Origin of the sequence: Siminovitchia fortis (genome assembly GCF_007681465.1) — a bacterium.
Taxonomy (GTDB): domain Bacteria; phylum Bacillota; class Bacilli; order Bacillales; family Bacillaceae_C; genus Siminovitchia; species Siminovitchia fortis.
On sequence record NZ_VEKZ01000009.1, the window covers coordinates 55,743 to 68,986 of the forward strand.

At 45.1% G+C, this 13,244-nt stretch carries 11 protein-coding genes; all 11 read right to left on the reverse strand.

The genetic code is table 11. The features are described 5' to 3' along the window. Positions 1–174: 174 nt before the first annotated feature. On the reverse strand, positions 175–1,059 hold the full coding sequence (locus FS666_RS05110; protein ID WP_144460905.1) for a VOC family protein: 885 nt from the start codon (positions 1,057–1,059) through the stop codon (positions 175–177). Between the two features lie 178 nt (positions 1,060–1,237). Next, the gene (locus FS666_RS05115; protein WP_144460906.1) at positions 1,238–1,783 is read right to left on the reverse strand and encodes a GNAT family N-acetyltransferase; all 546 of its coding nucleotides are present in this window, start codon (positions 1,781–1,783) and stop codon (positions 1,238–1,240) included. A gap of 277 nt (positions 1,784–2,060) precedes the next feature. After that, entirely contained in the window at positions 2,061–3,491 is a 1,431-nt protein-coding gene (gatB, locus tag FS666_RS05120; RefSeq protein ID WP_144460907.1) for an Asp-tRNA(Asn)/Glu-tRNA(Gln) amidotransferase subunit GatB, read from the reverse strand. 12 nt (positions 3,492–3,503) lie between these two features. Then, the gene (gene gatA, locus FS666_RS05125; protein ID WP_144460908.1) at positions 3,504–4,961 is read right to left on the reverse strand and encodes an Asp-tRNA(Asn)/Glu-tRNA(Gln) amidotransferase subunit GatA; all 1,458 of its coding nucleotides are present in this window, start codon (positions 4,959–4,961) and stop codon (positions 3,504–3,506) included. 12 nt (positions 4,962–4,973) lie between these two features. Next, positions 4,974–5,264, reverse strand: coding sequence for an Asp-tRNA(Asn)/Glu-tRNA(Gln) amidotransferase subunit GatC (gene gatC / locus FS666_RS05130; protein WP_120075214.1), 291 nt, complete (start codon positions 5,262–5,264; stop codon positions 4,974–4,976). A 330-nt stretch (positions 5,265–5,594) separates the two neighbouring features. Then, a complete protein-coding gene (locus FS666_RS05135) occupies positions 5,595–6,749 on the reverse strand; it encodes a CamS family sex pheromone protein (protein ID WP_144460909.1) in 1,155 nt (384 codons plus the stop codon). A 16-nt stretch (positions 6,750–6,765) separates the two neighbouring features. Further along, complete coding sequence (gene ligA, locus FS666_RS05140; RefSeq protein ID WP_144460910.1) at positions 6,766–8,772, reverse strand: NAD-dependent DNA ligase LigA; 2,007 nt, start codon at positions 8,770–8,772, stop codon at positions 6,766–6,768. A 24-nt stretch (positions 8,773–8,796) separates the two neighbouring features. After that, on the reverse strand, positions 8,797–11,001 hold the full coding sequence (gene pcrA / locus FS666_RS05145; protein ID WP_144460911.1) for a DNA helicase PcrA: 2,205 nt from the start codon (positions 10,999–11,001) through the stop codon (positions 8,797–8,799). Positions 11,002–11,048: 47 nt separating this feature from the next. Further along, the gene (gene pcrB, locus FS666_RS05150) at positions 11,049–11,738 is read right to left on the reverse strand and encodes a heptaprenylglyceryl phosphate synthase (RefSeq protein ID WP_144460912.1); all 690 of its coding nucleotides are present in this window, start codon (positions 11,736–11,738) and stop codon (positions 11,049–11,051) included. A 133-nt stretch (positions 11,739–11,871) separates the two neighbouring features. Then, a complete protein-coding gene (locus FS666_RS05155) occupies positions 11,872–12,180 on the reverse strand; it encodes a YerC/YecD family TrpR-related protein (RefSeq protein WP_120075204.1) in 309 nt (102 codons plus the stop codon). A gap of 32 nt (positions 12,181–12,212) precedes the next feature. Continuing rightward, entirely contained in the window at positions 12,213–13,184 is a 972-nt protein-coding gene (locus FS666_RS05160; RefSeq protein ID WP_144460935.1) for a DUF3048 domain-containing protein, read from the reverse strand. Positions 13,185–13,244: the final 60 nt, after the last annotated feature.

Below are 13,244 nucleotides of genomic sequence, written 5' to 3' on the forward strand. Positions count from 1 at the left end.
AATAAAATTACTTCTTTCATTTATTCTTCAATTATACAACATTTATAATAGCACGCTGCTGGGGGTTTTTGGCTCCCCCTTGGAATGGGTTAAAAAGGAAACCAAAATACATATAACCCCGTTCAAAGACGGGGTTAAAATTCAAATATTGTTTTTTCCCGGCATTGACGGGCTTTATTTTTCAAAACGGGCTTTTTCCAATGCAGCAATATCAATTTTTTTCATCTTGAATAGCGTCTCAGTAACTCGCTTGATTTCATCCCTTGACCCTCTAAACATGACCTCATCCATGTTTTCCGGAACAATCTGCCATGAAACGCCAAATGGATCCTTTACCCACCCGCATTGTTCTGCCTCAGGTACCGCAGAAAGCCTATCCCAAAAGTAATCAATCTCTTTCTGGTCTTTGCAGTTTATCATGAATGAAAATGCTTCATTAAAATTGAAATCTGCGTCGAAGGCATTATCCATTGCTGAAAATTGAATGCCGCTGAGATTGAAACCAGCATAATTCACTTTTGCCTTCGATGACGTCGCTTCTCCCTCCCCATATCTGCTAATTGTCCCTATTCCTGAATCTTCAAATATTCTCACGTAGTACTTTACTGCTTCTTCAGCTTTCCCGCATGAATCACTTGAAAAAAGAAAGTTCGGGATAATCTTTTGAACCGTTTGTTCTTTGTCCATAAGCATCAACTGCCAAGACAACCCAAATCGATCCTGAACCCAGCCATACCACTTGCTAAAAGGGTATTCACCCAATGGCATTAATTCGGTCCCGCCTTCAATAAGAGCATCCCATTTTGCATTTACTTCTTCTGCAGAAGAACAGGCCACCATCAAGGAAATGGATGGATTAAATGTAAAATAAGGGCCTGCACTTATCGCATCGAATCGTTGTCCAGCCAATTCAAAACTCACATATTCCGAGTCTCCAGAAGGAGTATTTTCAAGGACTGTCACATTTAAAAGTTTAGAATCGTCAAACAAACCGATGTAAAACAATGCGGCTTCTTTCGCCTCTTTGTCATACCATAAATGCGGAACTATTTTTTGCATAGCGGTCTCCTTACTATTAGTTTATTTACAAGCATTTATTACCAAGTATTCACAAGTTAATAAAATATCATTTTCAAATATGTTGCGTGCAAGTCTGCCAACTATTCATTTAAGCCTTACTATTTAAGAAAGAGCACAATTCGTGCTGCCGAAATGCGCTCTTCAATTGAAACCTGTTTTATTTTGAATTCATATAATACACAAGATTATCGTTCCAGCGGTCAAATTCATAAATAAATTCCTTTCTCGTACATTCATAGGTAAGCCCGACACGCTCCGCCAATTTAATTGAAGGCGTATTGTCTACATTGATATGAGCCTCAATGCGATGATATCCAAGGTTTTGAAAAGCCATACGAATCCCTTCTCTAACAGCCTCTGTACCGTATCCGTTTTTCCAGAATTGATTATGAATGATATAGCCTAAAAGGCCCCACTGAAATTCTTTTCTCATAACCGTACAAAATTCAACCATGCCAATGTGTTTTTGATCCGACTTCCGAAAAACCGCAAAAACGTATGCCTCATCCCGCTCGGCTAATACCACATCGTTAAATTTTTCCTGGGTCCATTCCGTCAAATCCATCTTGTCGTCATCGTATTTATATTGCGAAGGAAGCCTTTGGCTGAATCCTTCCAGCCACCGTTCATAATCCTCATTCTGTAACGGTCTTAATGTTAATCTTTCTGTCTCTGATTGTAATTTGATTTTTTCCCTTTTCAATGTGACATCTCCTTAGCATAATCATTTTATATAATTCTTTTTCCATATACGCCATAAGACATCACCCCTTTATCAAATAATTAAAAATATTATATAACATATACAAATTACATAAGAGGAATTTCTCCACAACTTTTGCGAATAACAAAATAAAGCTTTTAAAATGACTTGATTGTGTGGACACAGTATCCCAGGCTTTTGATCTTGAAGGCCAGATGCCAAAAAAAAAGACAGTTTAATCAGCGCGGGCTGCATTAAACTGTCTTTCATTCTAAACCTATCTTTTTTCAATTTCCTGCTTAAGCAACTTGTTTACAAGCGGCGGGTTGGCCTGTCCTTTTGTGGCCTTCATCACTTGGCCCACAAGGAAGCCGAGCGCACGTCCCTTTCCATTCTTGAAGTCTTCAACTGATTGCTCGTTGGCATCCAGCACTTCCACTATGATTTTCAGAAGTTCGCCTTCGTCAGAAATTTGAACGAGTCCTTTTTCTTTGACGATTGTTTCAGGGTCTCCGCCTTTTTCAATCAATTCACCGAATACTTTTTTCGCGATTTTTGAAGAAATAGTGCCATTTTCGATCAGCTTGATCAAGCCGGCCAATCCTTCAGGAGTCAACGCGACGTCATGGAGTTCTTTTTGCTCCACGTTCAAATAGGCGGATACTTCTCCCATAAGCCAGTTGGATGCCTGTTTCGGATCAGCCCCTGCAGCGATCGCCGCTTCAAAGAAGTCAGACATTTCTTTAGTGAGCGTAAGCACCATTGCATCGTATTCCGGAAGCCCGAGTTCGCCGACATAGCGCTGTTTTCTCGCATCCGGAAGCTCAGGAATTTCCGCACGGACTCTGGCTTTCCATTCGTCGTCAATCGTTAATTTTACAAGATCCGGCTCAGGGAAGTAGCGGTAGTCGTCCGCTGTTTCCTTTACACGCATCAGGATGGTTTTTCCTGATGCTTCATCGTAGCGGCGTGTCTCCTGTAAAATCTTTCCGCCCGAAAGGAGCACTTCCTCTTGGCGTTTTTCTTCATATTCCAGTCCTCTTCTTACGAAGTTAAAAGAGTTCAGGTTTTTCAATTCGGTTTTTGTACCGAACTCTTCCTGTCCGACTGGACGCAAGGAGATGTTCGCGTCGCAGCGAAGAGAACCTTCCTCCATTTTACAGTCGGATACGCCTGTGAATTGGACGATTGCTTTCAATTTTTCCAAATAAGCGTAAGCTTCTTCAGGCGAACGCATATCTGCTTCAGATACGATTTCGATAAGCGGGGTTCCCGCACGATTAAGGTCCACAAGAGAGTAACCTTTCCCTGTATGCGTAAGTTTCCCGGCATCTTCTTCCATATGGACGCGGTTGATGCGAATTTTCTTCTTCTCGCCGTTCACTTCGATTTCAATCCAGCCATTCTTTCCAATCGGATTATCCTGCTGGGAAATTTGGTAAGCTTTCGGATTGTCCGGATAAAAATAGTTTTTCCTGTCAAAGTCGGTTTCAGTAGCGATTTCACAGTTCAAAGCCATGGCTGCTTTCATCGCATATTCGACTGCACGTTTATTCAATACCGGCAAAACTCCAGGATAAGCAAGGTCGATCACTGTTACGTTCGCATTCGGCTCAGCACCGAAATGGTTCGGTGCCGGCGAAAATATTTTTGAATCTGTTTTAAGTTCTACGTGTACTTCAAGTCCGATGACCGTTTCAAAGTTCATTTTTTTCACCCCTTACAGTTGTGGTTTTTGTTCATGATAGTTTGTTGCCTGTTCAAAAGCGTGAGCAACACGGTAAATTGTCTCTTCGTCAAAATAATTTCCGATGATCTGAAGTCCGAGCGGCAATCCATTCGAATACCCGCATGGGACGGAAATCGCAGGAAGTCCTGCAAGGTTTACAGGAATTGTCAATAGGTCGCCTGCATACATCGTCATGATATCGTCTACGACTTCGCCCATTTTATAGGCAGGAGTCGGAGTTGTCGGTCCGATGACGACATCATATTTGGAAAGCACATTGTCAAAGTCCTGCTTGATCAAAGAACGTGCCTGCTGGGCTTTTTTATAATAAGCATCGTAATAGCCGGCGCTTAAGGCAAACGTTCCAAGCATGATGCGGCGTTTTACTTCGTCGCCGAAACCTTCGGAACGCGTCTTTTTATACAAGTCCAAAAGATTCTTCGGATTTTCGGTTCTGTAGCCGTAGCGGACACCGTCAAAGCGTGCAAGGTTGGATGATGCTTCGGAAGAAGTTACGATATAGTAAGATGCCAATCCGTATTTGGAATATGGAAGAGATACCTCTTCCCAAGTAGCGCCGAGTCCTTCAAGCACTTTTAACGCAGCAAGAACCGCTTCTTTGGATTCTTCACTCACACCTTCTCCGATATATTCCTTTGGAACGGCGATTTTCAATCCGCGAACATCACCTGTAAGGCTGTTCACGAAATTTGGAACCTCACGCTTGATGGATGTGGAATCGCGGTCATCATGGCCGGAGATGGCCTCTAACACAACAGCATTGTCTTCGACTGTGCGTGTAATCGGCCCGACCTGGTCAAACGAAGAAGCAAATGCCACTACTCCTGAACGGGACACTCTTCCATATGTAGGCTTCAACCCGACTACACCGCAAAAAGCCGCCGGCTGTCTAATGGACCCGCCAGTGTCAGTACCAAGAGAAAACATGACTTCTCCAGCCGCCACTGCCGCTGCAGATCCGCCGGAAGAACCTCCAGGAACAAAATCCAAGTTCCAAGGATTGTATGTAGGATGAAAGAAGGATGTTTCCGTTGTCGAACCCATCGCAAACTCGTCCATATTCGTTTTTCCGATCGTAACCGTACCTTTTGAATTCAATTTCTCCATGACGGTTGCGTTATAAATGGGATCGAAGTTTTCGAGCATTTTACTCGCACAAGTTGTAACCAGGCTTTTCGTTACAATATTATCTTTAATACCTGAAGGTATCCCGAAAAGGGCTTGATTGGATGCGTCTGTACCAATCTGCTCGTCCAGTTTTTTCGCTTGCGCGCGTGCATTTTCTTCATCAACTGTGATAAACGCTTTTACTTTTTCTTCCACCTCGTTGATCCGTGCCAGAGACTGATCGACAAGGTCGGAAACCGTAACTTCTTTTTTATGTAAAAGTTCTTTTACTTCGGATATCTTACGGTCTAACAATGACATGTGGTTTCCTCCTTATTCCAAAATCTGTGGAACTTTGATTAGTCTGCCTTCGTGTTCCGGTACATTTTTCATCGTTTCTTCAATTGGAAGCCCTTCGACCGTCACATCATCCCGCATGACGTTCTCTTGGATGAAAACGTGTGACATCGGTTTGACATTCGAAGTATCCAATTCATCCAGCTTTTCAACCATATTGATCATGTCATCAAGCTGGCTTGTGAACAACTCGGCCTCTTCTTCATTAATTTCCAGGCGGGCTAAATCCGCGATATGATACACTTGCTCTTTGGTAATTCTTGACATCTATTTCCACCTCCAACTATATTTCGAACCAATCGCAATACTATTGATAATATCAGAAAAAGCCGGCGCCGGGCAAGAGGAAGCGGTGTGGCGCTGCCTCTCTGGAGGCGTCCAGTCTGTACGTCGCTTAACGAGCGCTTCCGCTTTTCTTGTGTCCAGCTTCAGGCGGCAGGGGCTCGAGGTCGCTTCGAAAAAACCAATGAAGGCATAAGGCGCCTTCACTGGTTTTTCCTCCGACGGACAAGACGTCCTAGTGCCGCCGAAGCCACAGGATGTGGCGCTTTAAGGCGGCCAGCGCTTGTCGCCCCTAGGCAGCCGCCTTCCGCTTTTCTAGTAGATATGCACAAACGGCTTTTCTTCACCGGCGTTTCTGACAATGAGCGCTTCGGCCCCGTTTACTGAGTTGATTTCCACTTCAACATTTAGATAATCCGGGAAGTGGTCAATGATCAATGACGTGGCCCACTGTGTGAATCCAATGATTTCGGCTTCGCCAAACATCTGGACCGGAATTTCAATTTTCATATCGACAAGCTGGCCATCTTTGTAAAACCCGCGTCCAATAACACCGTTATAATTTGGAAAGTATTCTTCGATATCATCTTTGAATCTCATATAAAAAGTCAAATCATCCCGATGATTTTTTTCCGCTTCCTCTGATGGGAAGAGGACATACTTCTCATCGATTTTCTTCCAGTCGCCCAAAGAATTGCCTTTATCCGATACGGCATATGTGAAGAAATTTCCGGGAACGACATCGTTCTTTCCTTTTTGTTCAAACAGAGCGATGACGATTGGGACATCCCCCAGCCCCTTCATACTTCTCATTCGTTTCAGCACTTCTTCAGCCATCTTTTTCCCTTCGGCTTCGAGTTTGTCGCGGGGGATTTTTTGTTCAAATGTTGCCCCATATTTTTCCTTTTGGTAATAGTGGACAGAGTTAAGGGCAAGCCCTACCACTACGCCGCTCAGTTTTACCGATTTATCATTTTTCGTTAAGTAGTTATGTTCCAAAATGTGAGCGAGATAAATCGGGTTTTTTTCGTTCTGTTCCTCGATTGATCCTTTGCCGTCGTTTAACGGGTTCAGCCCCAGATTCTCTTCTTTCTTGAGGCCTCTTTCCTTCAGCTGTTCCTTCGTGAATTTCCGGTTCAGCCAAAGGCCCACTGTTTCTTTATCCAGATGCTGCCCTTCCTGGAACACGTATTTATCCGGAGAAAATTGTCCCGTCGCCACCCGCATCAATCCGGTCTCAAATTCATCGATATCATATCTTGAATTTAGATTTGATACGACCATTCCCCTTGCTTTACTCGGTACAAAAGGAATGAGAGAACGATAGGAATCGGGAAGCTGGTAATTCGGAATGATGGATGTTCCTTTTTGATCATTCTTCTTTTGGACAACTTCCTTTTCATTTTTAAAACCGGGTGCGCATCCTGTTATTAAAACTGCTGCCAGCAGCAGGGAAAACCATTTTTTCATTCCATTTCTTCCACCTTTAACGATTGAGTTCTTCCAGGAGCTTTTCCTCATCCCAAATTTCTATATTCAGTTCCTGCGCTTTTGTCAGCTTCGATCCGGCGTCCTCTCCTGCAATGACCAGGTCCGTCTTTTTACTGACACTGCCCGTAACTTGTCCGCCAAGCGCTTCAATCTTCTCTTTGGCTTCATTTCGCGTCAGTTTCTCGAGTTTGCCTGTTAAAACAACCGTTTTATTGCTAAAAATCGAACCGGATTCCGCTGCTTCCGAAATTCTTGGTCCCTTGTACGTCATATTGACACCGGCCGATTTTAATTCAGAGATCAGTTCCTCTACTTCTTCGCTTTCAAAATAAGTGGCAATCGAATCCGACATTTTTTCTCCCACTTCAGGAATCGTTACAAGGTCGTCGCGGGAAGCCGCGATCAGGTTGTCCATCGTTTCATAATGTTCGGCCAAAACCTTTGCCGCGCGTTCCCCGACATGGCGGATTCCCAGTCCGAACAACAGCTTCTCAAGGGAGTTGGATTTAGATTTTTCGATCGCCGCCAGCAAATTATTGACGGATTTTTCCCCCATTCTCTCCAACTCAAGCAGCTGCTCCTTTTTCAGGAAATATATGTCAGCCGGATCCCTAATCAATTCATGTTCAAACAGCTGACCAATCACCTTTTCTCCAAGACCGTCAATATTCATCGCGTTGCGTGAAACGAAGTGGATCAGCCCTTCTCTTCGCTGCGCCGGACATTTCGGATTGATGCAGCGCAGCGCCACTTCCCCTTCCAGGCGTACAAGATCGCTGTCGCACGCTGGACAATGTGTCGGCATGTGGAACACTGTTTCTTCGCCTGTCCGTCTTTCAGTCAAGACGTTGACAACTTCCGGAATGATATCACCGGCTTTTTTGACGATGACCCAGTCCCCAAGCATAATATCCTTTTCGCGGATTAAATCTTCATTATGCAAGGATGCACGCTGGACAGTTGTACCGGCCACCTGAACTGGTTCCAGAATAGCGGTCGGCGTGATGACACCGGTCCTGCCTACACTCAATTCGATGTCCGTCAGCCTTGTCACCACTTCTTCGGCAGGGAACTTGTAGGCGATGGCCCAACGGGGCGACTTTGCTGTAAAACCAAGACGGTCCTGCTGCTCTATAGAATCGACTTTTATAACGATTCCGTCTATATCATAATCCAGGTCAGGCCGTTTTTCCGTCCATGTGTCGATATACTCAATCACATCGTCGATCGTTTGGCATTTTCTCCATTCCTTGTTCACCTTCAAGCCGAGCTTCGCCAAGTATTCGAGTGCGCCGCTGTGTGTATCGACACCAAGGGATCCGTAATTTCCAATTCCGTAAAGGAAGATGTCAAGATGCCGGGATGCAGCAATCCTCGGGTCAAGCTGGCGTAAAGAGCCCGCTGCCGCATTCCTCGGATTGGCAAACAGCATTTCGCCTTTCTTTTCCCTTTCTTTGTTAAGGCGCTCAAATGATTTTCTCGGCATGTATGCTTCACCGCGTACTTCAAAGGTCAAATCCTCTTTCAGGCGGATCGGGATGGAACGGATTGTTTTTAAATTGGCTGTGATATTCTCTCCGACAGTTCCGTCTCCCCTGGTCGATCCCAATACGAAGAGCCCGTCTTCATATTGAAGTGAGACTGCAAGCCCGTCGATTTTCAACTCACATACATAGGAAAAATCGTCCCCGATCGCCTGGCGGATGCGGCGGTCAAAATCCCGCAAACCGGCTTCCCCAAAAGCGTTGGCGAGGCTGAGCATCGGCGTTCTGTGTTCCACTTTTTCAAAAGCGGAAAGAGCTTCGCCGCCAACCCGCTGCGTCGGTGACTCAGGCGTCACCAAATCCGGAAATTCACTTTCGATCTCCGTCAATTCACGCATCAGCCGGTCATATTCTGCATCCGGGACAGACGGATTATCCAGTACATGGTATTCATAGTTATATTGGTTTATTAAATTGTGCAGTTCTTTAACCCGGTTTTGGGCAGTCTCACGGTCCATGTCAACAACCCTTTCTCAACCATATTACACTTTCTTGATGGGAGCGAATTCCGCAAGCAGGCGCTTGATCCCTACAGGGCTTGGAAAAGCGATGTCAAGCTCGATGCTTCCGCCGTCTTTTTTTATACTGACAACTGTCCCGGTGCCCCACTTTTTATGCTCTGCGCGATCGCCGACGCTCCATTCCCCCTGGTCTGTTTCGGAAACAGCAGGACGGAAAACAGGCTTTGCCGGGCTTGGCCGGTTTTCCCGGAATCCGAAGGAAGTGGACGTCCACGGCTCTGCTCCAACTTCTTCCACCAGTTCATCCGGAATTTCATCAATGAAACGGGAGACCGGATTGATATTTATACGCCCGTAAAGGGTCCGCATATAGGCGTTCGTCAGATACAGCTCCTCTTCCGCCCTTGTGATCCCGACATAGGCGAGACGGCGTTCCTCTTCCATCTCCTCTTCATCCATCAAAGAACGGGTATGAGGGAAAATCCCTTCCTCCATGCCGATTAGAAAAACGACCGGGAACTCCAGTCCTTTGGCGGAGTGTAAAGTCATAAGCGTCACGGCATCGTTGGCTTCGTCCGCTTCGTCCAGCTGGTCGATATCGGCAACAAGCGCCAAGTCGGTTAAAAATGCGACCAGACTTTTATCATCACTGCCGTCTTCAAAGCTTTTCGTTACAGATAAAAATTCTTCGATATTTTCCAGCCGGCTTTCAGCCTCGAGTGACTTCTCAGCCTTAAGCATCTCTTTATATCCTGATTTTTCAATGACCTCTTCCACAAGCTCTGTCACGGAGAGGTATTCCTGCATTTGTACAAAATTATTGATCAATTCATGGAAAGCCGCTGAAGCATTTGCGATTCTTGGACTGACACCAACAAAATCAATGACTTTCAATACGTCGAACATGGAAATGTCCTGTTCGGCTGCATATGCCGCAATCTTATCCATGGAAGCGGCCCCGATTCCCCGCTTGGGCACATTGATGATCCGCTGCAGGCTGATATCATCATCAGGATTGGCGATCAGCCGCAAATAGGCAAGCAGATCCTTGATTTCTTTTCTGTCATAGAATTTTGTTCCGCCCACAATGGTATATTGGATATTTGATTTTATTAAAACTTCTTCCATGACCCGGGATTGGGCGTTTGTCCTGTACAGGATCGCAATGTCGGATCTGTCTCTTTTTCCGCCTTCCGTCAGTTCTTTTATTTTACCGGCAACAAACTGAGCTTCGGTTTTTTCCCCATCTGCACGGTAATATTGGATGCTCTCGCCATCATCATTATCCGTCCAAAGGTTCTTCGGTTTGCGATTCTGATTATTTTTGATGACTTCGTTCGCAGCCTTAAGGATCTTTTTCGTTGAGCGGTAATTCTGCTCTAGTAAAATGACTTTCGCGTTCGGATAATCTTTTTCAAAAGAGAGGATATTGGCGATATCCGCACCCCGCCACCTGTAGATCGACTGGTCGGAATCCCCGACGACACAGAGATTTTCAAATCGCTCCGCAAGCAGTTTCACGAGCATATATTGCGCCCGGTTCGTATCCTGATATTCATCCACATGAATGTAGTGGAATTTTCTTTGATAATATTCCAGCACTTCCGGCACTCTTTCGAACAGTTGGATTGTGACCATGATCAGGTCATCGAAGTCGAGAGAATGATTCCTTCTTAGCCGGCGCTGATACTCTGTGTAAACGTCGCTTACGATACGGTCATAGTAACCCCCGGCTTCCTTCGAATATTCCTCCGGCGTAATCAGCTCATTTTTCGCATTGCTGATCGATCCAAGGAGCGCTCTTGCATCAAATTTCTTCGGATCGATATTCTTATCTTTTAAAACACCTTTGATAACCGAAAGCTGATCGGTCGTATCCAGGATGGAAAAATTACGGTTATAACCGAGCCTGTCGATGTCACGGCGCAGCATCCGCACGCACATCGAGTGAAAAGTCGATATCCATACATCTTGGGCACCCGTGCCAATGATTTTTCCGATCCGATCCTTCATCTCTCTTGCAGCCTTATTCGTGAAAGTAATGGCGAGGATATTGTATGGGTTAACCCCTTTTTCCAGCATCAAATAGGCAACCCGATGGGTCAAAACCCTCGTTTTCCCGCTTCCCGCGCCGGCCATAATCAATAACGGGCCTTCCGTCGTTTTAACCGCTTCTTTCTGTTCCTTGTTCAATCCTTCCAGAAGGTTCCCGGCTAAAAATTGCATGTAATCACCAACCTTTAAGAACATTTGTTCTTATTATATCAATAGTATTATCTATTTTTAACAGCCTGAACTGTTTTTAACGCTTCCCCAAGGTTTTTGTACACCGCATTGCCGACAATCACGACATCTGCGTGCTTGCCCATTTCTTTTGCCTGGCCGGCAGTCGAAATGCCGCCCCCATAAAATAGAGTCGTTTTTTCGAGCTCTTCCTTTACTGAGCGGACAATGTCCGGATCCCCGTATGTACCGCTGTATTCCATATAAAAGACCGGCATGCGGAACATCTTTTCAGCCATCATTGCGTAAGCGATGACGTCATCTTCCGTCAAATCCGTGTTGGCGTCAGTCAGCTTTGCCGCCTTGCAGTCACCATTTAAAATACAGTATCCTTCAACAATCATTTCATCCCAGTCGATCAATATTCCGTATTCCTTGACCGCCTCGTGATGCAGGCCGCTCATCCAGCGGACATCACGGCTGTTCAAGACTGACGGGATAAAATATAAATCAAAACCCGGTGTAATGGATTCAATATTGCTCACTTCCAAAGCGCATGGCACCGTGTAACGCCGGACTCTCGCCATAAGATCAAGCACATTGTCGGACGTAACACCGTCTGTCCCGCCGATAATGATGGCATCCGTTCCGGATTCACAGACTTTTTCCAGCGCCTCGGGCGAAATCTCTTTATTCGGATCCAATTTAAAAGCATGGCGCCATTTCTTGACATCATACATAAACCATGAGTCCTCCATTCTCCAATTCCGTACACTATTATAACATTACAGAAGCCAAACTCCGAGATGAAATATGAAGAAATGATTGGGTGGAGGGAAAGGCATGGAAAAGTGGATATGAAAATCCGCAGCGTCATCGCTGCGGATTTTCTTTTTCCATTATCCGGTCCAATACCATTTCATACGAGTCATTGCCGTAATTCAGACAGCGCTTGACCCGGGAAATGGTTGCTGTGCTTGCACCGGTGGCGGCTTCAATTTTTTGATACGTATTTCCTTCCCGAAGCATCCTTGCGACCTCCAGACGCTGGGACAAAGATTGGATTTCATTGATTGTACACAGGTCATCAAAGAATTCGTAGCACTCTTCTACGTCTTTTAACGATAAGATCGCTTCAAACAATTGATCGAGTGCTTTTCCTCTTAACTTCTCAATCTGCATTTGAAAATCCCCTTTATAACTGCTGTCTGTTATTACTCAAAAGAGACCATCGTTAATTCTGGCACGATATTGATCCATGTTTTTCCAGAAACCAATTTCATTGCTTCGCCATTTTTATATGGCAGAATTCTTCCATTTTCATTTTTCCATTCAGCTTCCTGGATGATTCCCTTTTGAAAAACATAAGCTTTTCCACCTGACGTAAGATCGATTCCACGTCTTCCCTCTTCATCTTTTACCGTATGAGCCGCCTCAATGACAATGACATTGTCAAGAAGAATGGGTTGGTCATTATCATATTCGACTGTTTCGGCGCCTCCGGATGACCGGGTATATTTCTCTTCTTGGGAGTCATAATGGTATTCTGCGATAAAAGTCTGGTTTTGGCTGTATGCCACCTTCAAATTTGCTGCTGCCTCTCCTTCAAGGCTTCCGGCCTCTTCATCGGAAAGGAAATCCAATGTCTTCGGTGCTTTGTCCATATCATAGCCGGCATCATTTGCACCTTTTTCGATATTTTTAAAAGTGATATAGGAATTATGCGGGGCTTTACGGAAATCAGCCCTCTTAAACAATGTTCCGTCATGCTGTATTCCGTTAATATTGTCAATTGCTCCTGACTTCAATGTCTGCTCCGCTTCCGGGCTGTAGCCATGGGCGACATACAACGCATCATATCCTTTGGAAAGGTCAATAAAATACTGTCTGGCACTTCGGACCGGACCGATATTCTCCGGCTTTTCACTTTGAAAAATGGCCAAAAACCTCGTTACATTTCCTTCAGCGAGCGCTTCATATACAATATCAGCCTGGGAAAGCCCGCTTTGCGGCCTCGCATCCGGGTGATTGTTGATTGTTACTGCGACTGCACGTTCAGGCGGTACTATGTTAGTTTCCACCCCGGTCAATGGAGCGGTCTTCTTTATTGCTGCTTTTTCTTTTTCCGGCTGCTTTTTTTCAGACTCCTGTGATTCCTTTTTACCGCAAGCTGAGGCAAACAGCATTAATATTGCCAATATAACGAAAGCCAATCGTGTAAATTTCAAAATCCCATCCCCTAAGCA